This is a genomic window from Fluviirhizobium alvei, assembly GCF_030551875.1.
GTDB lineage: Bacteria > Pseudomonadota > Alphaproteobacteria > Rhizobiales > Rhizobiaceae > Rhizobium_E > Rhizobium_E alvei.
In genome coordinates, this window is the sequence record NZ_JAUOZU010000009.1 from 173,591 (window position 1) to 198,430 (window position 24,840).

A 24,840-nucleotide genomic window follows, 5' to 3' on the forward strand; every position below is an offset into this window, starting at 1 on the left:
TATCACCGATCAAGATGCGATGCCCCGGCCAATCGCCGGGGCATTTTCGTCAGAGGCGCGCCAGGCGCTCGGTCAGAAGCGCGAAGAAAGCGACATCGTCGATTTCACGCATCACCATCGCATTCGGCTTGCGATCGGTGACCTTCCACCAGTCGACCACCGTCATGCCGAGTGTCAGCGGTGACATGACCTCGATTTCGACGTTGCAGAAACGACCCTTGAAGATCTCCGGCTTCAGGAGATAGGCAATCACCGTCGGATCATGCAGCGGGCCGCCATCGGCGCCGTATTTCTCGATATCGAACCGTTCGAAGAATTCCAGCATCTCTGCCATGGCCACCGCGGGACGGCTGCCGATGGCACGAATGGCCGCGACGCGTTCGCCGAATGTCAGCACCTTGTGGGTCAGGTCGAGCGGCATCATCACAATCGGCACACCCGATTTGAAGACGATTTCGGCCGCTTCCGGATCGACATAGATGTTGAACTCGGCCGCAGGCGTTATGTTGCCGACTTCGAAATAGGCGCCGCCCATCATCACGATCTCGCCGATCAGCGGGACGATATCAGGTGCCTTCTGCATGGCTGCAGCGACATTGGTGAGCGGGCCGAGGGTGCAGAGTGTTACGCTGCTCTTGGGCTCCTGGCGCAGGGTGTCGATGATGAAATCCACTGCATGCTGCGGCTGCAAGGCCATTTCTGGTTCGAACAGGTCCGGTCCGTCGAGACCCGTCTTGCCATGCACATGTTCGGCAGTAACGAGGTCGCGTTTGAGCGGGCGCTCGCAGCCGGCAAAAACCTTGATATCCTTGCGACCGGCGAATTCGCAGACGATGCGGGCGTTCTTCTGCGTCAGCGTAAGCGGCACGTTGCCTGCCACAGTGGTGATGCCGAGAATATCGAGTTCATCCGGAGAACCGAGCGCCAGCATGATGGCGGCTGCATCGTCCTGCCCGGGATCGGTATCGATGATGATCTTTCTTTGGCTGCTGGCCATATTTGATCCTTCTTCCTTATAAGCCGGGCGACTATGGTCCGGGCGCGCAGGCGGTGCAAGCATCTTGCACTCGTTTCACACAGCCACCATATAGGGATCAACGGGCGCTCGAAGAGGTCCGGGAATTGTCGCTTGCCTTCAAGGACATGGAAGAGATGACGCGTATGACCCCTTTCGCCAGCCCGCTTCTGCTTGGCTTTGACGCCATGGAAAAGACGCTGGAACGTCTTGCCAAGACCAACGACGGTTACCCGCCCTACAATATCGAACGCCTGCGCGCAGACCCCAAAAACGGTTTGCCGGATCGACTGCGAATCACCCTTGCGGTTGCCGGCTTCTCAGAGGACGATCTCGAAGTCCTGACGGAGGAAAACCAGTTGCTCATCCGCGGTCGCCAGACCGATCAGGAAGAGCGGGAATATCTGCATCGCGGTATTGCAGCCCGGCAATTCCAGCGCAGTTTCATGCTGGCTGACGGGATGCAGGTGATTGGCGCGGTGCTGAAAAATGGTCTTCTCGCCATCGATCTTGTTCGACCGGAACCGGACCGTCTGGTGAGAAAAATTAACATCTCTGTCTCAGAATGAGTGACTGCAACACTGCATCGCCTTTCGAGTATGAAGGAGGCAAGACATGATTTCCAAGCAGAACAACGGTCGCTTGAGCCGCAACGAATTCGCTCATCTCGGTGCCGGCAAGGTCGGCTATATCCGCAAGATGCGGTCCGAGGATGTGGCGCGCGTTTTCCCAGAAGCGCCCGATCTCAATCCGGGTCTCGATCTCTGGGCTCTGTTCGGCGCCGACGGTACGCCGATCCTTCTGACGGACAACCGCTCTTCGACCTTCTTCAAGGCCGCAGAAGACGATCTGACCACAGTCAGCCTGCATTGATTGCACCATCCGCCGAGGGTAGCGGTTCTCCGGGACCCTCGGCCGAGATCGGTTCAGTTCTTTCGCCAGGACGCTGACTGCTGGCGTGAATGGTTGCTTCGATCCGTGTCAACGAAATACTCTTCCTGAAGGTCGGATAGGCTGCCGTGAGTCCTTCGCGCCTTGGATGGGCTTCATCCGCTCAGAACAGGAACATATCTTTGGCCAGATCGGCGATCGCGAAATTGCGAATGATGAGGACAGAGCCGTCGTCGGCATCGATACTCACATGGCCGCCGATGTCGCTCACATGGTGCTTGAGCAGATCCTTGTAATTGCTGATGCCGATCGCCCCTGAGAGATCAATCATATCGCCCTCGCCGGGATGGAAATCAGTAACGACATCGCGGCCATATTTCTCATCGAGCACGAAAATGTCGGCGCCGGCGCGACCGGTGAGACGGTCATTGCCTCCATAACCGTCCATGACGTTGGCTCTGGAATCGCCAACGATGATGTCGTTCTTGCGGGTGCCGGTCGTGTCGGGTTGATTTGTCGGTTCCCTGACATCGGTGACCCTTATCGCCAACTCCCGAGTAACCTTGAGATTGCCGCTGTCGATCGCCGTGATCCGCACGGTTACGGAAGCTTCCGCCTCATGATCAAGCGACACGCCGTTCTTCAGCTTGAGCTGGCTGTTGACCACCGTGAAGCGGGCATCGTCGACCCTGTAGGTGAAAACCGTGTCATCGCGGTCGCGGGCCGCAAGCGTGGCGACGACAGCGCCAGCGACATTTTCGGTGATGCGGAAGCTCTTGCCGCCGACGGGCGTTGCATTGATCCTGGTTGGCGCATCGTTGACGGCAGTGATGTCCATGTCGAATGACTGGCCGGTAATCGTATTGCCCTGTCCATCCGACACCGAAAAGGAAAATCCATCACTCGATGTTTCGCTGCCATCGTGGCGAAATTTGATGCGTCCGTTGTCGATGTCGTCCTGCGTGAAGGTGTCGCCGAGGCCAAGCTGGGCAGAGTCTTTCAGCAGCTTGCCGTGGTTGGCCGCACTGGTAATCGTATAAACCAGGTTTCCGGCGGTCTGGTCGCTGTCGCTGAAACTGAGTTGAGCGCTGGTGATGGCGCGGCTCCTGCCTTCGGCGATTGTCAGGCCGGTATTGGCCGACTGGGCCGGTGCCGGTGAGGCCAGATCACCGACACTGAGCACGACATCGTTGCTATCGACACCGCCTTCGTAGGTGATCGTGAAACGCTTGCCGCCCATGATGAAGGTCGCCCCTTCGGCAAGATTGTCGAAAGTTCCGGAAACGGCGTTGCCGCCCATATTGTCGATGATGGTGAAGCTGTCACCCGTGGATGGTGTATAGTTCCTGAGCAGGCTGAGGTCGAGCTCGCCTGCGAGCGCGATATCGCCGTCGACCTTGACCTGGTCATAGCTGCCGCTCGCCGTGCCGGCTATCTCGATTTCAAGCACACCGTCCGCACCGAAGCCGAGATTGCCGGTGGTCAGTGCGCCGCGGCCGATGCCAGGCCCGAGAATGCCTTCTACAGTCACCGCGCCAACGATTCCTGTGCCGCCCAGTGTGGCGTCTGTCTCGACAGAGACCGCTGTGTTGGCCAATGTTCCGTTGACCAGGAGCTGGCCGGAACTGGCCGTCCAGGTCTGCACGGAACTGTTCGTACCGGTCAGCGTCCAGGTTGCAGTGCCTTCCGAGCCCAGTGTCTCGAAATTGAAGATCTTCGACATGTCGAAGGAGCCGCTCGTATTTCCGCTCAGTCGAAGTGTATCCGTGCCGCCGCCAAAGATCTCACCATGGACGGTACCACCCTGGATATCGAGAAGGTTGGTGCCGGCTTCGAAATAGACTGCGTTGGCGCGGATTCCCGAAGCACTGAAACCGCCGGCAATCGAACCGCCCGCGGCAAGCGTCACCGAGATGTTCTGACCGAAAATTCCTTCTCCACCAAGGCCGTTGGTGCCGCTCGCGCTCGCTCCTGTTCCTCCCTTGCCGCCGTTACCACCGGCCACGGTTCCGGAAACGGTAAAAGAGACGGCGGCACTGCCGACGACATAGAGCCCTATGCCGCCACGTCCACCGCCTCCGCCATACCAAAGCTCCGATGTCCCGCCAGCCCCGCCATCGCCGCCCAGGACGCTCGACGAAAGGGTGCCGAGATTGCCCGTGCCCTCCAGAATGGCGCCATAGCCGCCGCCACCACCACCACCCCCGTCCCCGCTGTCAACAGACTGCGACGGGTTCGTGATGCCGGCTCCACCGGCCCCGCCGTTAGACCCCTGCGTCAGACCCGCCGGCAAGGCAGTGCCCTTGTAGCCGTGAACGCCACCGGTGCCGCCATCGCCGCCATACAGAGATGTCGCCGTTCCCCCGGCACCGCCGACCAGCCAGCCCGCGCCGCCACCGCCGCCTGAATAGTAGACGCTTGCGCCAGCACCACCGTTGCCGAAGGGATTGTTGGTGCCGCCTGTCCCGGGGTAGAGGGCAAAAGGACTCCCAGTGCCGCCGCCTATGATATCTGCCATGGAAACGCACTCCTCCCAATGTTGCCAACGTGGCGCGCCATAAAGGATTGGTCGCCGCGAGACCCTGCGTAGAGTGTCAACAAATTATGCGAAAATTGACGAAATGCAACCTGTCGATGCGTTCGGGCAGGTCGGCGAACCAGTCTGCCGGACCCGGAGAGGTTCAAGTAAAATTATGTCTTGAAGAAGCGGTGCCCGCCTGCCGGTCGAGCGCGCTATCCAGAGCGGCTCGATACCATTGGAAGGTCATTTTTTCCGGAAGGTCAGGTAGGCCGAGCTTCGCCCCTCGCGCTTTGCCTTGGCCTCATAGCGCGTGCTCGGCCAGCCCTATAGGGTGTCAGCCAGTCAGACGCGTTGCGGGCGAGCCATTCGAAACCACCGTGACGCTCCACGTGCTGAAGCGTCCAGTTGACATAGGTGTCGATGTCGGAAGCAAAGCAGAACAGGCCGCCCGGCTTCAGGACGCGATGAAAGCGCGAAAGATTGACGTCGGAAACAAACCGACGCTTCCAGTGTTTCCGCTTCGGCCATGGATCGGGGTAAAGCAGGTCGATCTGGTCCGGAATGTAAGCGATGGCAAGGTCTACCGGGCCGTCTTGCTTGCTGGACAAATCCCTGCCTGCATCCTATAAGGGAGACAATGAGAAAAACAATTTCTACAAACAGCGACGTTACCACCTACCAGATTCGCGCGGTTTATGACAACGAGACCATTCGCGTCTATCAGGCCTATTCCCACGAGATTGCCAATACAGCGATCGCCAATGGCACCTTCGTCAGTCCCCCTTTCAGCCTGACGCGGATGACATGGGTCAAGCCTTCCTTCCTCTGGATGATGTATAGATGCGGATGGGCGCAGAAAGACAGCGGCCAGGCGCGCGTACTTGCGATCGATATGTCACGAACCGGGTTCGACTGGGCGCTCGAGCATGCCTGCCTGAGCGCATGTCCTGCCCATGTCGCTCCAGAGGACTGGCGCCGCCGCAAGGATGCGTCGCCGGTTGTAGTGCAATGGGATCCGGAAAAGGATATTTTCCTGAAGCCGCTTGCCTATCGCTCCGTTCAGATCGGGATCGGCGCAAGCGCGGTCAAATCATATGTTCAGGATTGGATCAGGACGATCACCGACATCACGCCTCTGGCTAAGGAGATGGACCAACTCGTGAAAGCCGGACGCGTCGATGATGCGCTTGAGATGCTGCCGGACGAAAGGCCTTATCCGGCAAAACTCGATCATATCCTGCCGGTCGCTCCCCGTATCGACTAGGGGAGCGGTCAACCAGTTCAGACTTTTCTGAACGTCAGGTAGGCCGAGCTTCGCCCCTCGCGCTTTGCCTTGGCCTCATAGCGCGTGCTCGGCCAGCCCTTATAGGGTGTCAGCCAGTCAGACGCGTTGCGGGCGAGCCATTCGAAACCACCGTGACGCTCCACATGCTGAAGCGTCCAGTTGACATAGGTGTCGATGTCGGAAGCAAAGCAGAACAGGCCGCCCGGCTTCAGGACGCGATGAAAGCGCGAAAGATTGACGTCGGAAACAAACCGACGCTTCCAGTGTTTCCGCTTCGGCCATGGATCGGGGTAAAGCAGGTCGATCTGGTCGATCGAAGCAGCGGGGAGCCAGTCGAGAACTTCGGTCGCATCGTCATCATGGACACGGACATTCTGCAGCCCAGTCTCCTGCACCTTCGCAAGCAGCTTCGCCATCGAATTGACGAAAGGCTCGACGCCGATGAACCCGGTTCCTGTCTGTTCGGTCGCCCGATGGATCAGATGTTCACCGCCGCCGAAGCCGATTTCGAGCCGCATGGCTGTTGCGGGCACCGGGTAAAGGGAGGTGAGATCCGCCGGGGCAGGCTGCGCCAGGTCGAGACGGAGCGTTTCTAGCCCATCCTGCATCAACCGAGATTGCTGCTCGCGCAGGGGCTTGCCCTTGCGGCGGCCAAAAAAGGCTTCGGTGGAACGCGACTTGCGCGCTCCATCGGTCTTGCTGTCATTATCGTCCGTCACGCTGAGGCTTTCAGCGCCTCTTTGAGCGCCTTGACGAGATCGATCTTTTCCCAGGAGAAGGAGCCGTCGCGGCCCGGCTTACGGCCGAAATGGCCGTAGGACGAGGTCTTGGCGTAGATCGGCTTGTTGAGATTGAGGTGGCGACGAATGCCGGTCGGCGACAGGTCGATGACCTTGCGGATGGCGTCCTCGACCTGATCCTCGGTTACCTTCTTGCCGGTTCCATGCAGGTCGACATAGATCGACAACGGCTGCGCCACGCCGATGGCATAGGACAGCTGGATGGTGCAGCGATCGGCCAGTCCGGCTGCGACAACGTTCTTGGCGAGATAGCGGGCCACATAGGCGGCTGACCGATCAACCTTGGTTGTATCCTTGCCGGAAAAGGCGCCGCCGCCATGCGGAGCTGCGCCACCATAGGTGTCGACAATGATCTTGCGGCCTGTCAGGCCGGCATCGCCATCCGGGCCGCCGATCACGAACTTGCCGGTCGGGTTGATGTACCATTTGCAATCCGGTGCGATCGGCAGGTCGCCGAGCGCTTCGCGGATATAGGGCTCGACCACGGACCGAACTTTGGCAGAATCCCAGCTTGCATCGAGGTGCTGCGTCGAAAGAACGATCGAGGTTACGGCTGAGGGCTTACCATTGACATAATGGACAGTTACCTGGCTCTTGGCGTCGGGGCCAAGCTTGCCGGCATCGCCTTCGCCCTTGCGGCGCGCTTCCGACAGAAGCTGCAGGATCTTGTGGGCATAGTAGATCGGCGCCGGCATCAGGTCCGGCGTTTCGTTGCATGCATAACCGAACATGATGCCCTGGTCGCCGGCACCTTCTTCGCCCTGCTGGTCGGCGGCACTATCGACCCCCTGGGCGATATCGGCCGATTGCGAATGTAGGAGCACATCGATCCGCGCCGTCTTCCAGTGGAAGCCGTCCTGCTCATAGCCTATGTCGCGGATCGCCTTGCGGGCGGCAGCCTTGAACTTTGAGGGGTTGATATGTTCGACGCCATTCTTGTCGGTCTTCATCAGGCTGTGTGGTACCCGCACTTCGCCGGCAATGACAACACGGTTGGTGGTAGCCAGTGTTTCACATGCGATGCGCACGCTCCACGGATCTATGCCGGTCTTCAGAGCTTCCCGATAGACGAGATCGACAATCTCGTCGGATATACGATCGCAAACCTTGTCAGGATGTCCTTCGGAAACGGATTCACTGGTGAACTGGTAAGATGCACGCATGCGGGAATTCCCCTCAAAGAAATGGCTGCAAATTCTCTATTCATTTCGTGCGGGAAATACAAGGTAAGAAAGACATTCGCATATCTTTATATGATGCCGGGGTTTTCCCGTCAAACATCCCGAGCCCGCGGCCAAATTGAGGCGTCCGCGGGCTTGAAATCTTTGAGAGTTTTAGAGGGACTTGCGAATTCGACCGAAGGCCTCGGAGATTTCGTTGCCGAGAATTTTCAGCGCATCACCAACATCGGCAGCGCTTTTCTGCAGCTCGGCCTGACTCTGGAAATGCTGCCATTTCTGCTGCAGACCTTCCCATTCGTCCTGGGCATCCTTCGATCCGAGATGCGCCTTCAGCTTGATTTCGTCATAGGTCTGCTTGAGGTCATCGACCAGTTTGCTTACGTCCGCCATCGTCAATCTCCTTTTTCGACGAGATAAATGAGATGTAGGATCGCTGGCGCTTCGACAACAGTGTCGGCGGATAAAATTTCGACTGGTGATCGTATTTTTACGAAAAAAAACATCGGGCCGAATGGCCCGATGTTGTGATCACGGAGGACTGTGATTTGGTTATTCGGCTTCGGCGTCTGCCGCCAGTGCCTTGACCAGATCAACGATCTTGCGACGGACCTTCTGGTCGGAAATCTTGACGAACGCGCGATTGAGCTGCAGTCCTTCGGAGGACGACAGAAAGTCGACCACGTAGTTGGAGCTCGATGCTTCCGCCATGCCGGCCGGCGTATTGGCCGGATTGCCGTCAGGCGCATCTTCGAAGAAGAAGGAGACCGGAACATTCAGGATGCCGGAGATTGCCTGCAAGCGGCTGGCGCCAACACGATTGGTGCCCTTCTCATACTTCTGGATCTGCTGGAAGGTGATGCCAAGGCTTTCTCCGAGCTTTTCCTGGCTCATGCCGAGCATGGTACGGCGCAGCCTGATCCGACTTCCGACGTGGATGTCAATCGGGTTCGGCTTTTTCTTATTCTCTATCATAACGCTTTCCTGTCGATTGCACATGTCCGGGTGTGGAAGCGCCAGTTAGCGTCACCCAAACGCTGCGTTGTACACTCATTTCCGGCGGACTTCACTTTAGCGCGTGTTCGCCTGTGCTTTCTACTATGCATTTTTAGGGGTTTTTGGTCAATTGCGATTGAAAATAAAACTAACGCGGGAGAAAAGCAGTGTCGCAAAAATGAGCAGCTCGATCAACCCGAAGTTAAGAAAGCGAGTTCTTTCATGCAGAATCGGTAAAATTTTGTGCGGGATTGGACCATCCACGAACCCCTTGACCTGATAATCGAGCCCCTTCAGTAACTCGCCATAAGGATTTATGATCGCGGAAATTCCGCTGTTGGAGTTCCGAATCAGTCCAACTCCGAATTCGACGGCTCGAATCCGGGCCTGCTGGAAATGTTGGTAGGGTCCAGATGAGTTGCCGAACCAGCCGTCGTTGGTCACATTGACGATCGCATCCGCCCTCTCGTTCACATCGCTTGACAGTTCCGGAAAAACGACTTCGTAGCAGATCAGCGGCCAGAGCTTGAGTCCCGCGGGCGTTGTCAGCAGCTGGCGGTTCGTCGCCGCCGAGTAGCCGCCGGGCATATCGGCTGCGATCGCCGTTAACCCTATCTTGGACCAGAGTGTTTCAAGCGGCAGATACTCGCCAAAGGGAACCAGGTGCACTTTGTCGGCGGCACCGATGATCTGTCCCTGGGAGTCGATCATGTAGATAGAGTTGTAGAAGCGCGGATTGTCGATCGCATTGTCGCTTTCCACCCGAACGGCACCGGCAATCAGGATCTGGCCGTCCGACAGCGTATCGGCGATCTTTGAAAGCGCGTCGGGATTGCGGGTCAGAATGAAAGGGATCGATGTTTCGGGCCACAGGATAATATCAGGGACCTTGCCTCCTGCCGGCGGGGGCTCGCGCGTAAGCGCAAGATGCTCTTCGAAAATCCGGCCTCGCTCGGAATCATTTATCTTTGCGGCCTGGTCGATCATCGGCTGCACGATCCGCACCACCGGTGCCGCGGCAAGCTGGGTGCTTTCCGGTTCGCGGAAGTTGAGGCGATAGGCCCCGTAGCCGAGATGCGCCCCCAACAGCAGCATGGCGACAATAAACGCCCAGGAACTGCGACGACCGCCGACGAGCAATCCCGGCGAGGCGAAGATGAAAACCGCGATGACATTCATCAGCAGACTGCCGGTCAGGAACACCGATTGCATCATCAGCGGAAACGGCATCAGGGCCTGACCGATCGCATTCCACGGAAAACCCGTTAGGACGAAGCCGCGCAGCCACTCCATGAGGCCGAAAGCCGCTGCCAGCGAAAACAGGCGCAATCCGCCATCGGTCCAGAACAGGCGTGCCAGCATGGTGGCCAGCCCATAGAAAATCGCGAGATAGGCAGGAAGTCCGAAGATTGCGAGCGGCAGCGCCCAGGCATATTCATCCGCCTCCACCAGAAGCGCGTTAGCCGTCCACCAGAGGCCTGCAACGAAATAGCCGAGACCGAATGCCCAGCCGACAAGGAAAGCCGGCATGTTGCGGCCGATGATGCCGGAGGAGGGATTGCCCACCGCACCTTCCAGCAACCAGAGCAGGACGGAAAAGGAAACGAATGCCGCTATGAAGAGATTGACGGGTGCGAGGGCCAGGGCAGCAAAGGCGCCGAAGACGAAAGCCAGCCCGAACCTGTACAGGCCCGAACTCAATGTCATATGGGCCGCAATTCGCTCCATAAAACCGCCTCACAATACCGCGAATCATCAATTCGCCAGTTTTGCAGGATTTTAGCGATTTTGTCGCGACTGCAGCGCATGTGGCGGCTCATTGAGTGACAATTAACGCTAGCGCGAGATTTCCTGCTGCTGGTCCGGCAATTTAGCTGCGGATTAACGACCAGCAAGGCAGGTGTGGTGTAATGGACCTGGCATTGGAATGTGCCAGAATGGGGAATAGCCGCACGATCGGTCTGTCCCGAATTGAGGAGCATATGATGACAAGCAACCTGATCGTTCCTGTGATCCTGGCCGGAGGCAAGGGAACACGACTTTGGCCGATGTCGAGGTCGCAACGCCCCAAGCAGTTCCTGGCGCTCACCGGCGATCTCAGCCTGTTTCAGATGACCTTGAAGAGGCTCTCTGACCCCAGCCGTTATGCCAAGCCCATCGTGGTCACCAACTCCGACTATCGCTTCCTCGTCGCCGAACAGGCGCAGGAAGCCGGCGTCGAACTGGCCGATGTGGTTCTGGAACCGGTGGCCCGCAACACGGCTGCTGCAATAGCAGCAGCAACGATCATTGCGGCCAAGGACGGCCCGGCGCTCGTTCACATCCTGGCATCGGATCACAATATCGTGGTCGATGAGGCCTATATCACCGCCATCGATACAGCAGCTGCCGCTGCGCGTGCAGGCCGGCTCGTTACCTTCGGCATCACGCCGACGTCTCCAGCCACCGGCTTCGGCTATGTCGAGGCGGGTGCGCGCGAGGAAACCGGTGCCCATCAGGTCAAGCGCTTTGTGGAAAAGCCGGATGAAGATCGCGCCAAGGCGATGATCGAAAGCGGCAATTTCTACTGGAACTCGGGCATGTTCCTGTTCGATTCCACCGTCTTTCTCGACGAGTGCAAGGCGCTGGCGCCGGATGTGCTGGCTGCAGCCGAAGCGGCCGTGAAGGCAGCCCGTGAGGATCTCGATTTCATTCGTCTGGGCGAAAAGGAATTCGCGGCCTCGCCGAACATTTCGGTCGATTATGCGATCTTCGAAAAGACCTCGCTGGCCTCGGTGGTTCCGTCGCCGATCCGCTGGTCCGATCTCGGTGCCTGGGACGCTGTCTGGAAGGAAAGTGCTGCCGATGAGGCCGGAAACGTCACGCGCGGTCCGGTCGATCTCTTCAACACCACCAAATCCATGGTCGTGTCGGAAAGCATGCATGTCGCCGTCAACGGTCTCGACGATGCGGTCGTGATCGCCACCGAAGATGCGATCTATGTCGGCAAGCTATCGGACGCGCAGGATGTCGGTCGTGTGGTCAAGGAGATGATGCGCAACCCGGCCACCATGAAGCTCACGGAAGAACATCGCACGAGCTACCGGCCCTGGGGTGGATACTCGTCTGTTCTGGTCGGCGAGCGTTTCCAGGTCAAACGGCTGTTCGTCAAGCCGGGCAAGCGCCTGTCGCTGCAGAAACATCACCACCGGTCGGAACACTGGATCGTCGTGCGCGGTACCGCCGAAGTCCAGATCGGCGACAAGACCCAGATGCTGCGGGAAAATGAATCGGTCTATATCCCGCAGGGCGAGGTGCATCGCCTGTCCAATCCTGGCAAAATCCTGCTCGAACTCGTGGAAGTGCAGACCGGCTCCTATCTCGGCGAAGACGATATCATTCGCCTTGAAGATACGTTCGGCCGTACCTGACCGGGCGACAACCGAAAAAGAGTCCGGCGGAGTGCTTGCTCCGCCGGCCTTTTTGTTTCAGCGCCCGACGCGGCGGCTGCCCGGATGCATCGTCTTGCCGAGAATGGCGTCGTCACGACCGATCACATGCAGCGAGGACCCGACGATCAGCGGATCGGGCTGTTCCACCGCACCGGTCTCGCCATCCTTCTCGTAGGGCAGGGCGTTGAGGAAATGCCGCATGCAGTTGACGCGGGCCCGCTTCTTGTCGTCGGATTTCACGATCGTCCAGGGCGAATCCGCCGTATCGGTAAAGAAGAACATCGCCTCCTTTGCCTCGGTATAGTCGTCCCACTTGTTGAGCGATGCCTTGTCGATCGGCGACAGTTTCCATTGCTTGAGCGGATCGGTTTCGCGGGCCTGGAAGCGCCTGGCCTGCTCTTCCCTTGTCACGGAGAACCAGTACTTGAAGAGACGGATGCCGGACCGCACCATCATCCGTTCCAGATCAGGAGCAGACCGCATGAATTCGAGATAGTCGTTGGGTGAACAGAAGCCCATGACCCGTTCGACGCCGGCGCGATTATACCAGGAGCGGTCGAAGAACACGATCTCGCCTGCCGACGGCAGATGTTCGATGTAGCGCTGGAAATACCACTGTGTCCGCTCGCGTTCCGACGGCTTCTCGAGAGCCACCACGCGGGCACCGCGCGGATTGAGATGTTCCATGAAGCGCTTGATCGTACCGCCCTTGCCGGCAGCATCGCGTCCTTCGAACAGGATGACGATCTTCTGGCCGGTTTCCTTGACCCAGTATTGCGCCTTGAGCAGTTCCACCTGCAGGCGGCTCATCTGATCCATGTAGATCTTGTTGGAGAGCCGGTTCTTGTAAGGGTATTCGCCAGTTTCGAATGTATGGCGAATGGCCTCGGGATTTTTGCGCAGCGATCTGAGATCCATGATCCGCTGCTCGGCAAGCTCTTCGGTCGCCGCCTGTTCCACCGGAATGGGTTCCGACGGGACGGGTTCAACCATGGGCGCCGCAATCAAATCGCTGACCGGCGCGGTATCCGAAGTCTCAGTCGCACCAATGCTTGCTGCAACCGGCTGGTTTTCGTCATTGGAAATGGTCGTCGTATCGATCTTCTGGTCCACGCTTGCCTCCGTTCCGTTACCCTGAAAGGAGGTTAGCGCGGAACGCCGCGTCCGCCTTGATCGACGTCAAGAACATCCGAAAATTCTAAACGAGGTCAGGCCTTTCAGCCCGCTGTTCCATTCCGCACATAGTCGCGCGGGGAACTGCCCAGCATGCGCCGGAACATGGTGGTGAAAGCGGCGATATTCTCGTAGCCGGCATCCATGGCGACGGTTGTGACAGCCTCTCCTGCGGTCAGGCGGGGCAGGGAGGCGAAGATGCAGGCCTGCTGGCGCCAGGTCACGAAACTCACGCCCGTCTCGCTGCGGAAGAGCCGGGTGAAGGTGCGGCGGCTCACACTCATGCGATCGGCCCATTCGTTTATTTCCGACCGTGCCGCCGGGGTCCGGAGAAAATCCCGACAGAGGGCGGCAAGACGCGCATCGCCCGGAAAGGGCAGCCCCAGCGGTCGGTCCGGCAGGTGAAGGATCTCGTCGAGCAGGAGTTGGCGGATGAGATGCTTCCGACGATCGGTCGATGGTCTGGCGTCCTCGTCGACCAGTTCGGCAATCAGGCTCGAGGCAAGTGCGGTGACCTCCACCACTCTTGGCACCGGGGCGGCAAGCGCATCCGCCGCCACATAGATCGAGTGCATTTCAACCGGCCCCATCGTCTCGGAGGAATGTTCAAGCCCGGCTGGAATGATCAGCCCGTGGCCCGGCGGTATCATCCAGCGACCCTCGGCGGTGCTCACCACCACCACGCCGGCGCGCGCGCACCAGATCTGGATCCGGGAATGGCTGTGGAGCGGCACCCTGTGGCCACCGGCATAAAGGCGCCGCAGCGCCAGAACCGGGTCATTGGCACCTTCGATCAGCACGAGGCTGTGTTCATGGTCGGCTTGCGGCTGAATGTTGCCGCGTGTCAGGTCCACCGATCGCATTTGGCCCACTCTCGAAAAAAGAAGACCAAATCACAAAAGCAGGCCAGCGGCAATCGGTGTAGGACAGCTAAAAACACCGCCAATGCGCGGTGATGGAGAGGAAATGCCATGGCCAACGTAGCCGCAGCGGATTTCAACCCGCATCGTACGACCTTTGCGATCATCGCAGCCGCCAGCTTCTGCCACATGCTCAATGACATCATGCAGTCGCTGCTGACGTCGCTCTATCCGCTGCTCAAGCAGAACTATGCGCTCGATTTCATGCAGATCGGACTGCTGACCTTCGCCTTCCAGGTCACGGCCTCGCTCCTGCAGCCAGCTGTCGGATATGTAACGGATCGCTGGCCGATGCCCTATTCGCTGCCGACCGCGATGCTCTCCACCTGCGCCGGCCTGATCACCCTTGCCTTCGCGCACAGTTACCCGGTTCTGGTCATCGGAGCGTGCCTGATCGGCATCGGCTCGGCCATCTTTCATCCGGAAGCCTCGCGCGTTTCGCGTCTCGCCTCGGGCGGTCGGCATGGAATGGCGCAATCCTTCTTCCAGGTGGGCGGCAATACCGGCACGGCCATCGGTCCGTTGCTTGCGGCCTTCATCGTCATTCCGCGCGGGCAGGAAAGCCTGAGCTGGTTCTCGATGATCGCGCTCCTGGGCTTTGCCGTCCTGTCCTGGGTCAGCCTCTGGTACAGCCGTCATCGCCGCAGCAATGCCGGGCGCGCACCGGCCAGCCGGACCCTGCCATTCTCGCGCAACAAGGTGCTTGCGACCCTCATCGTGCTCGTGATCCTGACGGCGACCAAGAACGCCTATATTGCCAGCCTGTCGAGCTATTTTACCTTCTACTCGATGGACAAATTCGGCATCGACCTGCAGCATGCCCAGGTTCTCCTGTTCCTGTTTCTTGGTGCCTCGGCTGCCGGCGTCGTGCTCGGTGGACCGATCGGGGACCGCTTCGGCTCGATCGTCGTCATCTGGCTTTCGATCCTCGGCGTCATCCCGTTCGCGCTCCTGCTCCCCTATGCCAACCTGTTCTGGACATCGGTCCTGGTGGTGGTCATCGGCTTTGTCTTTTCTTCGGCTTTTTCGGCAATCGTCGTCTTCGCGCAGGAACTGGCGCCCGGCCGTGTTGGGCTGATTGCCGGTCTCTTCTTTGGCTTCGCCTTCGGCTTCGGCGGGATCGGAGCTGCGGTTCTCGGCGTCTTTGCCGATCGCGAGGGCATCGAGTTCGTCTACAAGGTCTGCTCCTACATGCCGTTGCTCGGGCTTCTCACCATCTTCCTGCCAAGAATTCCCCGCCACGGTTGATACCGTTGCGATTTGCCCGGGCTGGCCTCTGTCGGTCCGGGCTTTTTTCTTGTGGGGATCCGAAAAAAAACGTTCGGAGCCAGGAACAAAACAGTCTGATCTGCGTTTCAGATCCCAGCAGCCTAGATCCGGCTGGGGCGCCTCGGCCATTGGCCAATCAGGGATGCGACGTGGAACGCTATCGCTACAACGATCTTCCGACGAGCCAAAGGCTCGCCTATGTGCTGTTCTGCCTGTTGGCGATCGGCGCCATCCTCTATGTCGGCCAGTCTGTCCTCATTCCCATCGCCGTGGCCGCCTATCTTGGCATGCTGCTCTCGATCCCGGTCTTCCGGCTTCAGACTTACGGCGTGCCCAAACGGCTCGCGATCCCCGTCGTCGTTACTTTGGCGGCGGTCGTCTTGTCGGGCGCGGTTCTGGCCTTTCTGGCCGGCGCCAACAGTCTTGCGAGCGATCTGCCGATCTATGAACAGAAGATCCGCGCCAAGTTTCAGGCTTTGAAGGATGGGCTCGATCCGTCAGGTCCGGTCTATCGGCTGTCGGAACTGGTCGCGAAGGCGGGTTCGGATGCCGCCAGTCGCGGTGGGTCGGAAAAGGAAGCCTTCTTCGGTAGCGGTCTGCTCGATGCCATGTTGGCGATCGTACCGACCATGGCTCATCTCATCGCCCAGTTCGGCATTGTGATGCTGCTGGTGCTGTTCTTCCTTTCCTACCGGGAAGACCTGCGCAATCGCCTTATTTCGGTTCTGTCGCCTCTCGAGATCGGACGTGCGACAGCCGCGATCGCCGAAGCCATGCAGCGTCTGGTCCGGCTCTTTGCCACCCAGGTCGTCATCAATCTCTCAGCGGGTGCGGCCATCGGCCTCGGTCTTTATGTGATGGGCATTCCGCAGGCGGCATTCTGGGGCGTGCTGACAGCGATTCTTCGCTTCATGCCCTATCTTGGCTCGATCCTCGCGGCAGTCTTTCCGGTGCTCGTGGCCGCCGCAATGGGTGACGGATGGATGCTGGCCCTTGGCGTTCTCGCCATGATCCTGGCGATCGAAATGCTGTTTGGCCACATGATCGAACCTTTGTTCTTCGGATCGATGACAGGCCTGTCACCGCTTGCGATCGTGATCGCGGCAATCTTCTGGACGTCGATGTGGGGGGCGGTCGGGCTGGTACTGGCCGTTCCGCTGACGATCGCCTTTTCGATTCTGGGTCGCTACATTCCCGGCTTTGAATTTGCTGAGAAACTGCTCGGCCAATCACGCCCGCTGGGACCGGATCTCAGGCTCTACCAGCGTTTGCTCGCCGAGGATTTTCTTGAAGCCTCCCTGATCGTCGAGGGCGAAGTTGAGCGGCTTGGCGCCGAGACGTTTCTGGAAGAGGTTGCGGCACCGGCACTGGCCCGTTGCTGCGAGACCTGGCGCGAGGGCGGGCTGGATCGCGCGCAACTCGAAAACATCCTGATGCATTTCCATGGTCTTTGTCAGGCGGTTTTCGGTTCGGCCAAACCCGATGGAGCGGTGTTGCTTCTTCATTCGGGGCAACCGGAAGACCGCGCCGCATCGATCATCCTTTCTGCCCTTCTGTCTGCTTCCGGAATTAGCCATGCACTGACCTCTATCGGCTACGGCGGATCGTTACAGACGGTGGAAGACGTGGTCGAGGCGCACGTTCTTTGCCTCTGTTTCATGAACGCTCCGTCGGCGGCCAAATCCGCCTATTTTGCTCGCCGCCTGGCTAGCGTGCCGAAGCAGGTTGACCGGCTCTCCATGGCATTGGAGACTGGCCACAACGAGGCTGGTGTTCTGACTGCCGAGAATGCCTGCCGGCGGATCAAGGCCCGACTTGCAATTCTTGCCGAAGTGGAACCGGCCGGCGATGCCGGAGCGCTATCGCTTGTCGCAAGCAACAAGAAGAATGGAGAGAGTGCCTGACCATGCTGAATTCGAGCCGGCGCACATTCGTGCGCAGCACTGTGACTGCTCTCGTCCTGGGATCGACCTTTCTTTTGGCAATGACAAGCGCCAACCTTTATCTCGTCTTCAAGAGCCAGGAGGTGGCGAACCATGCCATTCTGGCGCGTGATGTACGCCGTGCCGCCGCCGATCTTCTCGATGCCGTGCAGGCGGCCGAAAGCGGCCAGCGCGGCTATGTCATCACAAGGGATCCTCAATTCCTGACACCTTACAGGGAATCGATCGGCCGCATGCCGGGCCGGCTGCAGACACTCGAAGATGCAATCAAGGCCGCGGCTGACGTGCTTCCCGAGGTCAAGATGGACCGCGTCCATCTTCTTATCGAGAAGAAGGTCGCCGAACTTGATCGGACGATCGATTGGGTCGAAGCCGGAAATCTGTCCGAGGCGATCAAGGTCATCAATGATGCAAGCGGCTTGCGTCTGATGAACGAGATCCGGACCGATCTCGAATTTTCCATCCGTATGGCGGACGATCGCACCCAGGAAAATCTCGACTGGCAGACATCCCTGGCAGACATCCTGAAATTCGTCACCGCCGTGGGCTTCGCGACGCTGGTTGCGCTGATCGGCGCATCCGCTCATATCATCAGTCGCTTTGTCCGCGAGATGTTCAATGCCTGGCAGGTTGCAGATCAGGTCAATCAGTCGCTCGAGATCCGCGTGCGGGAACGGACCCAGGATCTCATGGCTGCCAATGAAGAGATCCGCAGTTTCGCCCATATTGTCACCCACGACCTCCGGGCGCCGCTCGTCAATATCATGGGGTTCACTTCCGAAATGGCGAAGGATTCCGACTTTCTCGCCGACAAGGTCGAGCAGTTCGAAGGCACCGATGAGGAGAAACAGCGGGTTCGTGAAATCCTGACCGAGGATCTGCCGGAATCGATCGGGTTCATTCGCGCCTCGAGCACCAAGATGGATGGACTGATCAATGCCATCCTGAGAATCTCTCGTGATGGCCAACGGTTGCTGAAGATGGAAACAATCGACCTCGGCGCGCTGATCGAGCGCTCGGTCGAAACGGTCCGGCATCAGATCGATGCTGCCGATGGCGAAATCTCCGTGGATAGCGGCAATCTGAAGATCACCAGCGACCGGATGTCGCTCGAGCAGGTGCTCGGCAACCTTTTGGACAATGCGGTCAAGTATCGCGACAAGACGCGACCACTGCGGATCAACGTTCGCGCGCGTGCCGTGTCATTCTCCCATGTGGAGATTTCGGTCTCTGACAATGGGCGTGGCATCGCCCCGAAAGATCATGAGCGGGTCTTCGAACTGTTCCGTCGCTCCGGCAAGCAGAACGAACCCGGGGAAGGGATCGGGCTTGCTCATCTCAGAACCCTGGTGCGTAATCTTGGCGGCAATGTGCGGCTTGAATCAGCGCTGGGACAAGGTGCAACTTTCGTGATACGCCTTCCTAAAAAGGGGCAGGCTAATCAACACCATATGGAAAGCAGGCAGGTATGAAGGCCAACCAGAAGCAGGTGACCATCGTCATGGTCGAAGATGACGAAGGCCATGCGCGCCTCATCGAAAAGAACATTCGTCGTGCGGGCGTTTCCAACGAAATCATGGCGTTCGACAATGGAACCGATGCGCTTAGCTATATTTTCGGTCGTGCCGAAGAACGGGAGGAGGGGGCGAACGAACGTTATCTCCTGATCCTTCTCGACCTCAATCTGCCGGACATGTCAGGAATTTCGATCCTCGAACAGCTCAAGTCCGATCCGGCCACCAGACGCCAGCCCGTGATCATCCTGACCACCACCGACGATGAGCGCGAGATCCAGAAATGTTATGATCTCGGTGCGAATGTCTATATCACCAAGCCGGTCGATTATGACGGATTCGCCTCGGCAATCCGGCAACTGGGCCTCTTCTTTGCTGTCATGCAGATTCCGTAAGGCCGGCGCGCATGGCCAGAACATTGCTCTATATCGATGACGATGCCGCTCTTGCTGTTCTCGCTGCGCGCAAACTCAAGGCTTCCGATTTCATCATTACCCATGCGGCGGATCCGGAGGAGGCGATTAGTCTTCTCAAGGCCGGCACATTCGACGCGATCACGCTTGATCACTATATGGATGGTGTGACCGGGCTCGATTTCCTGTCGCAAGCGCGAGATATGGAATTGCCGCCGGTGGTCTATGTTACCGGCTCAGACGATGCGAGTATTGCGGTTGAGGCTTTGAAAAATGGTGCGACCGACTATTTCATCAAGTCGACGGGCGATGAGTTCTGGCCGCTTCTTGCCAATGTCGTGGAACAGGCCATTGAAAGCGCGGCTCTCAAGCGGGCGAAGGCGCAGGCGGATCGCGAAATCGTGCTCGCCAAGGAGCGGGCCGAAATCCTTCTGGCCGAAGTCAATCACCGCGTCGCCAACAGTCTTGCCCTGGTTGCCTCCCTCATCCGCCTACAGATTTCGTCAGAACCGGATCAGGCCGTGAAGGCGGCCCTGATGGAAACCCAGGCCCGTATCAATGCGGTCGCCGGGATGCATCGAAGCCTTTACACCTCCGATGACGTCCGCGTCGTCGACCTCGACATCTATCTCGAGCGGCTGGTCAACGAATTGCGCGGTTCGATGGGCGAAAGCGAGAGCGACCGGCCGATCGATATCGAACTCGATGCGGTCCAACTCCCCTCGGACAGGGCGGTCTCGGCCGGCATGATCGTTACCGAACTGATCACCAATGCCATCAAATATGCCTACCCCGATGGCAGCCATGGCCGCATCGCCATCGGTCTGAAAGTCGTCGATGCCGAAAACGCGCTTATCGTGGTCGAGGATGATGGCGCGGGTATGCCGGAAGACGGCAAGCCGAAGGGAACCGGGCTTGGCACCCGGATCACGCGTTCCATGGCTGCGACGATCGGCAACGGTATCGACTATATTCGCAAGGAGCGTGGAACCAGGGTCGAGGTTCACCTGACCCTGGTCTGATATCAGGCGACTGGAAACGAGCGCCGTGTCACCGCGGCAATCGTGCCGCTCGGGGCAAAATCCCCCTCATCCTCGACGCCGAGAAGTTCAGCCAGCCGTTGGCGAGCGCGGTTGACGCGGCTCTTGATCGTGCCGATCGCGCAGCCGCAGATCTCGGCCGCTTCCTCATAGGAAAATCCAGAGGCACCCACCAGAATGATCGCTTCGCGCTGGTCCGCCGGCAACTGGTCGAGCGCGTTCTTGAGATCTTTCAGATCAGCAACACCATCCTGCTCGGGTATGACTGCGGCCTGCCCTGTGAAGAAGCCGTCAGAATCCTGCACCTCGCGTCCGGCCTTGCGCATCTGGGAGAAAAACTCGTTGCGCAGGATGGTAAAGAGCCAGGCCTTTATGTTGCTGCCCGGATCGAATGAGCCCTTTGCAGCCCATGCCTTGAGAACGCAATCCTGAACCAGATCGTCGGCGCGATCGGCTCTGCCTGTCAAGCTCACGGCAAAGGCTCTGAGGTTGGGGAGGCAGGCGATCATCGCGCGCTTGAAATCGAACGGCGTGTCGGTCGTCGTCACCGGCGCGTTCATTCGGCACCTTTTCCAGTAGCAGCCGCCTTGGCCTCGGCTGCATCGAGCTTCTCGAGCAGATCGAGGAAGGCTTCAGGAATTTGCTGATCCTCGATCGATGCATAATAGGCTTTGAGCAAATCGGGTATCTGTCGGCTTTGGGCTGTCGATTGAGCCTCTGCTTGAGATGAGTTCTTTTCCTTTGCCATCCGGCGCTCCGCTTCCCTGACTTCATACATGCAAGTGGTCGATCATCAACGCATGACGACGCCCATAGTTCCATCCAAATGAAGAAAAAAATCTTTCGCGAAAATGCGAGAAAAACCCGTCGTTCTGGAACCATATCCCAAAACAATGCGTTGTTGAGGCAGACGTTTCGAAAAACAGGAGAATATCATGCTTTACTATGCTCTCGCATTCCTGGTCGTCGCCATCATTGCAGGCGTTCTGGGCCTTTCGGGCATTGCCGGTGCATCGGCCGGTATCGCCAAGATCCTGTTCCTGATCTTCATTGTGATGTTCCTCGTCAGCCTTGTGGTTGGCGGCTTGCGTCGAATGTAAGCGGAACTTTTTTCGGCGTGACGCGTTATCAATGAGCAGGCTGGCCGGTTCCCCTTGTGGCCACCTGCAACAGGGACGACCCGCCATCGTCCCGAAAGGGAATCCCGGTTCCGCCCCCGGGATTCCCTTTTCTCCCCGGAGCTGCCTGTCAGCGCGGGGTCAGGGGTAAAGATCAGAAACACACTTCCCTGAAGGAAGCCGGTGCAATCGGCTGCCGCAGGAAAACTATCGAAAGGCATGACCATGAGAACGATTTTGCTTTGGTTGATCGGTGTTCCGATCCCCGTGATTATCCTGCTCTATTTCATGGGTTGGTACTGATTGTTGCCAGCCTCCTAAACGACAGTCAAAAGGAAGGAAGTGCCATGAGCCTCTCCAAACCCACCGATGCCATCAAGAAGATCAACAGTCATCTCTCCGCTGGCCAGGAAGATATTGCCGCCAGCATCGAGAAACTGCGCCAGGATCTCGCCGAACTCGCAAGCTCGATCCAGAAATCGGGCAGCGACAAGACGAGCGAGTATCGCGAAAGCCTCGAAGGACTGATCGACGGCCTGTCGGAGACGACGCGTTCTTTCGCTGCTTCGTCGCGCAAGCAGGCTGTCCGGATTGAAGGTGACCTTCTCAAGAAGGTCTCGGATCATCCCTATCACGCGCTTGCTATCGCCGCCGGCGCCGGTGCCTTGCTGGCACTGCTGACAAACCGGGGTGGCCGATGAGCCTCGTTCTGGCGGCCATAGGCAATCTGTTCCGTCAGCGCATCGTCGGGGCGGGATGGGTGATCGGAGTGGTGGCGCTCGCTGCTTTCTCCGGGCTCATCGCGCTCGGCTGGGTGGCGGCCGCTCTCATGGTTCTGCTTGCAGAAAGCTATGGAACGGTGGTCGCCAGTCTGATCATGGCCGGGGGCTTTGCTCTCCTGGCTCTCATACTGCTCATCGTTGGCGCTGTCCTGCGCGCACGTGCCAGACAGCGGGCGCGCCAGCTCGCGATGATCCAGGGGGCCGCAGCCCTTGCGCCGGCGCTTCTCAGGGCCAATCCGGTCGCGACCCTCGCGCTCGTTGCCGCCGCTGCCCATATCCTCGCTCGGCGGATCTGAACGTCTCTATGCGGCAAGCCAGCCGAGGCAGGTTGATGCCAAACCAAGGAGAATGACCATGATGCGCACTTACCAGAACCAGGACATCCACAAGCTTGTCCATTCGCGGACGCTCGGCCAGCGGACCGTCGTCAAGAAACTGCTCGCGATGCGGGATCTTGCCGAAGCCGAGCAGCGGGCAGCAAGCGAGGCACCAATGATTCCCGATGACGGACAGAATGCCGATCTCCGCGAGATCGAACTGGCCCTTCAGGATGTTGGTTACAAGCCCGCATAATGCCCGGCCCGGAGATGTTCCCCACCCATCTCCGGGCAAACTTTTTTTAACTGTTGATGGAACCAGACCCGAGTTGCAGCGTTTATAGTCCGGTACAGGCAACAGCGCCTGTTATAGATCGGGGAATTTCATGCCGCTGACCACTCGTATTGCACCGCATCTTCCGATGCTCCGCCGTTTCGCCCGCGCTTTTACCGGTTCGCAGACATCAGGGGATGCCTATGTCGTGGCCACGCTCGAGGCCCTGATTGCCGATGTCGGCATCTTCCCGCAGGCTTCGTCGGATCGCGTGGCGCTTTTCAAACTTTTCCATTCGATCGTCCGCACCGTTCCGATCGAGATCGATGCCGATCCCGATGCCGAGGGATGGGAGCGTCTTGCTGCCCGCAATCTTGCGAATCTGCCGACCAACGCCCGCATGGCCTATCTGCTGCGCCATGTCGAGGAATTCCGGCCGAAAGAGATCGCCGAAATCCTCGATATCGAAGGCGAGGGCATTGAACTTCTTCTCGCCGAAGCCGCCGAAGATATTGCCGGCCAGATTGCTACGAAGATCATGATCATCGAGGATGAGCCGTTGATCGCGCTCGACATCGAACAGACGGTCAGCGAGCTCGGGCATGAAGTGACCGGCATTGCCCGCACCCGGTCGGAAGCGGTGTCCCTGTTCGGTCGCACCAGCCCGGGTGCCATTCTCGCCGATATCCAGCTTGCCGATGGCAGCTCGGGCATCGATGCTGTCAACGATATCGTCAAGGATACGCCGGTTCCGGTCATCTTCATCACCGCGTTCCCGGAACGTCTCCTGACCGGCGAGAAAGCCGAACCAACCTTCCTTCTGACCAAGCCCTACCAGCCCGACATGCTCAAAGCTTTGTTGAGCCAGGCATTGTTCTTTGATCTGGTTGCGCGCAGGCATGGAGCCTGAGGAAGGTCATTCGCCGTGGTCAACCGTTTTGCCTGGCATCGCCCCGGCCTCGATGAAGTGCAGCTCAGCGCCTACCTGATCAATGCACTGCTGGACATGGGTGCATGCCTCATTCTGCAGGATGATGCGCTCGATTATCTATGCGTGACCAACCTGCCGCCCGTGTTCAGGGTGCCGGCAGATGCGCCTCCCACCGATCTTGGCATCTTTGGCCAGGTGATCGCCGATCGCCTGGCCTCCGCGCGCAAGACGCTCGGAGAGGGTCTCGGGCCGCATAGTGTCGAGATCGACCATGAAAGCGGCCAGGTTTTCGAAGTGCGCCTGTTCTGCAACAGGTCGAGCGAGGGCAGGGCGCAATATATCACCATCGTTCGTGACAGGACGGCGGAGCATCGCGCGAACCATGCGATGAACAACCTGCTGCTGGAAATCAATCATCGCTCGAAAAACATGCTGGCGGTGATCCAGAGCATCGCAAACCAGACCGAAAGGCATGTCACCGATATCGCCCTGTTCTCTCGCAGGCTGCGCGGACGCATCCAGTCGATTGCACGCACGCAGGATCTTGTGACCAATTCCGGTTGGCGCGGCGCCCGGCTGGCCGATGTTGTTGCAGGCGAGCTCAGGAGTGGCCGCATGCAGCGCTTTGCCACAGCCAAACTCGAGGGCGCCGACATCGTGCTCTCGGCCGAAGCCGCCATGCATGTGGGGCTGGCCCTGCATGAGCTTGTGGTATTGGCCGAAGAGGCGGGTGGTGCTGACGGCAAGCCGCCAAAAATCCACTCCCGGCTTGAAGATGGTGGCCGCCAGGTTGAGTTCCGCTGGGAGGATTGCGGGTCTGGCGGCGTCTCGCTTGGCCGCGAAGATTTCCAGCTCGTGCGGCTGCTTCTGCAGCGGATCGTCCCGCAGGCGCTCTCCGGCAGCGGTGTGCTCGACGAAACGTCGGATGGACGCTTCGTCTATCAGTTGTCTTTCCCCCTTGCCTGAAAAATACGCCCGGTCACACGGGCGTTAATTTTTTTGGAACCTTTTTGCCGGCCGGCGCGTTTT

General features: G+C 58.8%; 26 protein-coding genes and 1 pseudogene. 15 read left to right on the top strand and 12 right to left on the bottom strand.

Features of this window, described 5'->3' with window-relative positions; translation table 11 throughout:
* Positions 1 to 49: 49 nt before the first annotated feature.
* Positions 50 to 997 (bottom strand): nucleoside hydrolase, encoded by a 948-nt coding sequence (locus tag Q4481_RS14545; RefSeq protein WP_304377116.1) that lies wholly within the window; start codon positions 995 to 997, stop codon positions 50 to 52.
* A gap of 155 nt (positions 998 to 1,152) precedes the next feature.
* Between Q4481_RS14545 and Q4481_RS14550 the strand changes: the two genes are divergently transcribed.
* Positions 1,153 to 1,584 carry an Hsp20 family protein gene (locus tag Q4481_RS14550; RefSeq protein ID WP_304377117.1) on the top strand — a complete coding sequence of 144 codons (432 nt, stop codon included), beginning with the start codon at positions 1,153 to 1,155 and terminating at the stop codon, positions 1,582 to 1,584.
* A gap of 46 nt (positions 1,585 to 1,630) precedes the next feature.
* Positions 1,631 to 1,888, top strand: a complete 258-nt coding sequence (locus Q4481_RS14555) for a BQ00720 family protein (protein WP_304377118.1) — start codon at positions 1,631 to 1,633, stop codon at positions 1,886 to 1,888.
* Positions 1,889 to 2,069: 181 nt separating this feature from the next.
* Here Q4481_RS14555 and Q4481_RS14560 read toward each other — a convergent pair whose 3' ends face one another.
* Both Q4481_RS14560 and trmB (Q4481_RS14565) read right to left on the bottom strand, forming a co-directional pair.
* A complete protein-coding gene (locus tag Q4481_RS14560) occupies positions 2,070 to 4,424 on the bottom strand; it encodes a cadherin-like domain-containing protein (protein WP_304377119.1) in 2,355 nt (784 codons plus the stop codon).
* A 246-nt stretch (positions 4,425 to 4,670) separates the two neighbouring features.
* Positions 4,671 to 4,984 (bottom strand): annotated as a pseudogene (gene trmB / locus Q4481_RS14565) (tRNA (guanine(46)-N(7))-methyltransferase TrmB); the annotation flags it as partial.
* An 80-nt stretch (positions 4,985 to 5,064) separates the two neighbouring features.
* On the opposite strand from trmB (Q4481_RS14565), the gene Q4481_RS14570 reads away from it, so the two are divergent.
* Complete coding sequence (locus Q4481_RS14570; RefSeq protein WP_304377120.1) at positions 5,065 to 5,691, top strand: DUF4291 domain-containing protein; 627 nt, start codon at positions 5,065 to 5,067, stop codon at positions 5,689 to 5,691.
* Between the two features lie 17 nt (positions 5,692 to 5,708).
* Here Q4481_RS14570 and trmB (Q4481_RS14575) read toward each other — a convergent pair whose 3' ends face one another.
* The 5 genes from trmB (Q4481_RS14575) to lnt all read right to left on the bottom strand — a co-directional run bounded on the left by trmB (Q4481_RS14575) (position 5,709) and on the right by lnt (position 10,414).
* Positions 5,709 to 6,431 carry a tRNA (guanosine(46)-N7)-methyltransferase TrmB gene (gene trmB / locus Q4481_RS14575; RefSeq protein WP_304377121.1) on the bottom strand — a complete coding sequence of 241 codons (723 nt, stop codon included), beginning with the start codon at positions 6,429 to 6,431 and terminating at the stop codon, positions 5,709 to 5,711.
* Positions 6,428 to 7,675 (bottom strand): methionine adenosyltransferase, encoded by a 1,248-nt coding sequence (metK, locus tag Q4481_RS14580; protein ID WP_304377122.1) that lies wholly within the window; start codon positions 7,673 to 7,675, stop codon positions 6,428 to 6,430. The genes trmB (Q4481_RS14575) and metK overlap by 4 nt, the downstream gene beginning before the upstream one ends.
* Positions 7,676 to 7,846: 171 nt before the next feature.
* Positions 7,847 to 8,083 (bottom strand): hypothetical protein, encoded by a 237-nt coding sequence (locus Q4481_RS14585; protein WP_304377123.1) that lies wholly within the window; start codon positions 8,081 to 8,083, stop codon positions 7,847 to 7,849.
* Between the two features lie 159 nt (positions 8,084 to 8,242).
* Positions 8,243 to 8,665: a helix-turn-helix domain-containing protein gene (locus tag Q4481_RS14590; protein WP_304377124.1), complete on the bottom strand. Its 423-nt coding sequence runs from the start codon at positions 8,663 to 8,665 to the stop codon at positions 8,243 to 8,245.
* A gap of 147 nt (positions 8,666 to 8,812) precedes the next feature.
* A complete protein-coding gene (gene lnt, locus Q4481_RS14595; protein ID WP_304377125.1) occupies positions 8,813 to 10,414 on the bottom strand; it encodes an apolipoprotein N-acyltransferase in 1,602 nt (533 codons plus the stop codon).
* Positions 10,415 to 10,671: 257 nt separating this feature from the next.
* Between lnt and Q4481_RS14600 the strand changes: the two genes are divergently transcribed.
* Positions 10,672 to 12,096 carry a mannose-1-phosphate guanylyltransferase/mannose-6-phosphate isomerase gene (locus tag Q4481_RS14600; protein WP_304377126.1) on the top strand — a complete coding sequence of 475 codons (1,425 nt, stop codon included), beginning with the start codon at positions 10,672 to 10,674 and terminating at the stop codon, positions 12,094 to 12,096.
* Between the two features lie 57 nt (positions 12,097 to 12,153).
* On the opposite strand, the gene ppk2 is transcribed toward Q4481_RS14600, so the two are convergent.
* Positions 12,154 to 13,110, bottom strand: coding sequence for a polyphosphate kinase 2 (ppk2, locus tag Q4481_RS14605; RefSeq protein ID WP_377352876.1), 957 nt, complete (start codon positions 13,108 to 13,110; stop codon positions 12,154 to 12,156).
* Positions 13,111 to 13,334: 224 nt separating this feature from the next.
* Positions 13,335 to 14,153: an AraC family transcriptional regulator gene (locus Q4481_RS14610; RefSeq protein WP_304377128.1), complete on the bottom strand. Its 819-nt coding sequence runs from the start codon at positions 14,151 to 14,153 to the stop codon at positions 13,335 to 13,337.
* A gap of 108 nt (positions 14,154 to 14,261) precedes the next feature.
* Between Q4481_RS14610 and Q4481_RS14615 the strand changes: the two genes are divergently transcribed.
* The 5 genes from Q4481_RS14615 to Q4481_RS14635 all read left to right on the top strand — a co-directional run bounded on the left by Q4481_RS14615 (position 14,262) and on the right by Q4481_RS14635 (position 20,371).
* Complete coding sequence (locus Q4481_RS14615; protein ID WP_304377129.1) at positions 14,262 to 15,458, top strand: MFS transporter; 1,197 nt, start codon at positions 14,262 to 14,264, stop codon at positions 15,456 to 15,458.
* Positions 15,459 to 15,628: 170 nt separating this feature from the next.
* Entirely contained in the window at positions 15,629 to 17,383 is a 1,755-nt protein-coding gene (locus tag Q4481_RS14620; RefSeq protein ID WP_304377130.1) for an AI-2E family transporter, read from the top strand.
* Between the two features lie 2 nt (positions 17,384 to 17,385).
* Entirely contained in the window at positions 17,386 to 18,894 is a 1,509-nt protein-coding gene (locus tag Q4481_RS14625) for a sensor histidine kinase (RefSeq protein ID WP_304377131.1), read from the top strand.
* Positions 18,891 to 19,331, top strand: coding sequence for a response regulator (locus Q4481_RS14630; RefSeq protein ID WP_304377132.1), 441 nt, complete (start codon positions 18,891 to 18,893; stop codon positions 19,329 to 19,331). The genes Q4481_RS14625 and Q4481_RS14630 overlap by 4 nt, the downstream gene beginning before the upstream one ends.
* An 11-nt stretch (positions 19,332 to 19,342) precedes the next feature.
* The gene (locus Q4481_RS14635) at positions 19,343 to 20,371 is read left to right on the top strand and encodes a sensor histidine kinase (protein WP_304377133.1); all 1,029 of its coding nucleotides are present in this window, start codon (positions 19,343 to 19,345) and stop codon (positions 20,369 to 20,371) included.
* A 2-nt stretch (positions 20,372 to 20,373) separates the two neighbouring features.
* On the opposite strand, the gene Q4481_RS14640 is transcribed toward Q4481_RS14635, so the two are convergent.
* Together Q4481_RS14640 and Q4481_RS14645 are read right to left on the bottom strand one after the other, a co-directional pair.
* Complete coding sequence (locus Q4481_RS14640; protein ID WP_304377134.1) at positions 20,374 to 20,949, bottom strand: sigma-70 family RNA polymerase sigma factor; 576 nt, start codon at positions 20,947 to 20,949, stop codon at positions 20,374 to 20,376.
* Complete coding sequence (locus Q4481_RS14645) at positions 20,946 to 21,137, bottom strand: NepR family anti-sigma factor (protein ID WP_304377135.1); 192 nt, start codon at positions 21,135 to 21,137, stop codon at positions 20,946 to 20,948. Before Q4481_RS14645 ends, Q4481_RS14640 begins: the two co-directional genes overlap by 4 nt.
* A 187-nt stretch (positions 21,138 to 21,324) precedes the next feature.
* On the opposite strand from Q4481_RS14645, the gene Q4481_RS14650 reads away from it, so the two are divergent.
* From Q4481_RS14650 to Q4481_RS14675, 6 genes are all read left to right on the top strand, one after another.
* Entirely contained in the window at positions 21,325 to 21,489 is a 165-nt protein-coding gene (locus Q4481_RS14650; protein ID WP_304377136.1) for a DUF1328 domain-containing protein, read from the top strand.
* 365 nt (positions 21,490 to 21,854) lie between these two features.
* Positions 21,855 to 22,208 carry a glycine zipper domain-containing protein gene (locus tag Q4481_RS14655; protein ID WP_304377137.1) on the top strand — a complete coding sequence of 118 codons (354 nt, stop codon included), beginning with the start codon at positions 21,855 to 21,857 and terminating at the stop codon, positions 22,206 to 22,208.
* Positions 22,205 to 22,585, top strand: coding sequence for a hypothetical protein (locus Q4481_RS14660; protein WP_304377138.1), 381 nt, complete (start codon positions 22,205 to 22,207; stop codon positions 22,583 to 22,585). The genes Q4481_RS14655 and Q4481_RS14660 overlap by 4 nt, the downstream gene beginning before the upstream one ends.
* A 58-nt stretch (positions 22,586 to 22,643) precedes the next feature.
* The gene (locus Q4481_RS14665) at positions 22,644 to 22,862 is read left to right on the top strand and encodes a hypothetical protein (RefSeq protein WP_304377139.1); all 219 of its coding nucleotides are present in this window, start codon (positions 22,644 to 22,646) and stop codon (positions 22,860 to 22,862) included.
* 130 nt (positions 22,863 to 22,992) lie between these two features.
* Positions 22,993 to 23,790, top strand: a complete 798-nt coding sequence (locus Q4481_RS14670) for a response regulator (protein ID WP_304377140.1) — start codon at positions 22,993 to 22,995, stop codon at positions 23,788 to 23,790.
* 15 nt (positions 23,791 to 23,805) lie between these two features.
* Positions 23,806 to 24,777: a sensor histidine kinase gene (locus Q4481_RS14675; RefSeq protein ID WP_304377141.1), complete on the top strand. Its 972-nt coding sequence runs from the start codon at positions 23,806 to 23,808 to the stop codon at positions 24,775 to 24,777.
* Positions 24,778 to 24,840 lie beyond the last annotated feature (63 nt).

Coding starts and splice junctions, on each gene's coding strand:
- Q4481_RS14645 (WP_304377135.1), bottom strand. CDS start 21,137: ATGGCAAAGGAAAAGAACTCATCTCAAGCAGAGGCTCAATCGACAGCC.
- Q4481_RS14590 (WP_304377124.1), bottom strand. CDS start 8,665: ATGATAGAGAATAAGAAAAAGCCGAACCCGATTGACATCCACGTCGGA.
- Q4481_RS14570 (WP_304377120.1), top strand. CDS start 5,065: ATGAGAAAAACAATTTCTACAAACAGCGACGTTACCACCTACCAGATT.
- Q4481_RS14625 (WP_304377131.1), top strand. CDS start 17,386: ATGCTGAATTCGAGCCGGCGCACATTCGTGCGCAGCACTGTGACTGCT.
- Q4481_RS14660 (WP_304377138.1), top strand. CDS start 22,205: ATGAGCCTCGTTCTGGCGGCCATAGGCAATCTGTTCCGTCAGCGCATC.
- ppk2 (WP_377352876.1), bottom strand. CDS start 13,110: ATGGTTGAACCCGTCCCGTCGGAACCCATTCCGGTGGAACAGGCGGCG.
- Q4481_RS14640 (WP_304377134.1), bottom strand. CDS start 20,949: ATGAACGCGCCGGTGACGACGACCGACACGCCGTTCGATTTCAAGCGC.
- Q4481_RS14655 (WP_304377137.1), top strand. CDS start 21,855: ATGAGCCTCTCCAAACCCACCGATGCCATCAAGAAGATCAACAGTCAT.
- Q4481_RS14670 (WP_304377140.1), top strand. CDS start 22,993: ATGCCGCTGACCACTCGTATTGCACCGCATCTTCCGATGCTCCGCCGT.
- Q4481_RS14550 (WP_304377117.1), top strand. CDS start 1,153: ATGACGCGTATGACCCCTTTCGCCAGCCCGCTTCTGCTTGGCTTTGAC.
- metK (WP_304377122.1), bottom strand. CDS start 7,675: ATGCGTGCATCTTACCAGTTCACCAGTGAATCCGTTTCCGAAGGACAT.
- Q4481_RS14635 (WP_304377133.1), top strand. CDS start 19,343: ATGGCCAGAACATTGCTCTATATCGATGACGATGCCGCTCTTGCTGTT.
- Q4481_RS14665 (WP_304377139.1), top strand. CDS start 22,644: ATGATGCGCACTTACCAGAACCAGGACATCCACAAGCTTGTCCATTCG.
- Q4481_RS14600 (WP_304377126.1), top strand. CDS start 10,672: ATGACAAGCAACCTGATCGTTCCTGTGATCCTGGCCGGAGGCAAGGGA.
- Q4481_RS14585 (WP_304377123.1), bottom strand. CDS start 8,083: ATGGCGGACGTAAGCAAACTGGTCGATGACCTCAAGCAGACCTATGAC.
- Q4481_RS14610 (WP_304377128.1), bottom strand. CDS start 14,153: ATGCGATCGGTGGACCTGACACGCGGCAACATTCAGCCGCAAGCCGAC.
- Q4481_RS14650 (WP_304377136.1), top strand. CDS start 21,325: ATGCTTTACTATGCTCTCGCATTCCTGGTCGTCGCCATCATTGCAGGC.
- Q4481_RS14555 (WP_304377118.1), top strand. CDS start 1,631: ATGATTTCCAAGCAGAACAACGGTCGCTTGAGCCGCAACGAATTCGCT.
- Q4481_RS14560 (WP_304377119.1), bottom strand. CDS start 4,424: ATGGCAGATATCATAGGCGGCGGCACTGGGAGTCCTTTTGCCCTCTAC.
- Q4481_RS14615 (WP_304377129.1), top strand. CDS start 14,262: ATGGCCAACGTAGCCGCAGCGGATTTCAACCCGCATCGTACGACCTTT.
- lnt (WP_304377125.1), bottom strand. CDS start 10,414: ATGGAGCGAATTGCGGCCCATATGACATTGAGTTCGGGCCTGTACAGG.
- Q4481_RS14630 (WP_304377132.1), top strand. CDS start 18,891: ATGAAGGCCAACCAGAAGCAGGTGACCATCGTCATGGTCGAAGATGAC.
- Q4481_RS14545 (WP_304377116.1), bottom strand. CDS start 997: ATGGCCAGCAGCCAAAGAAAGATCATCATCGATACCGATCCCGGGCAG.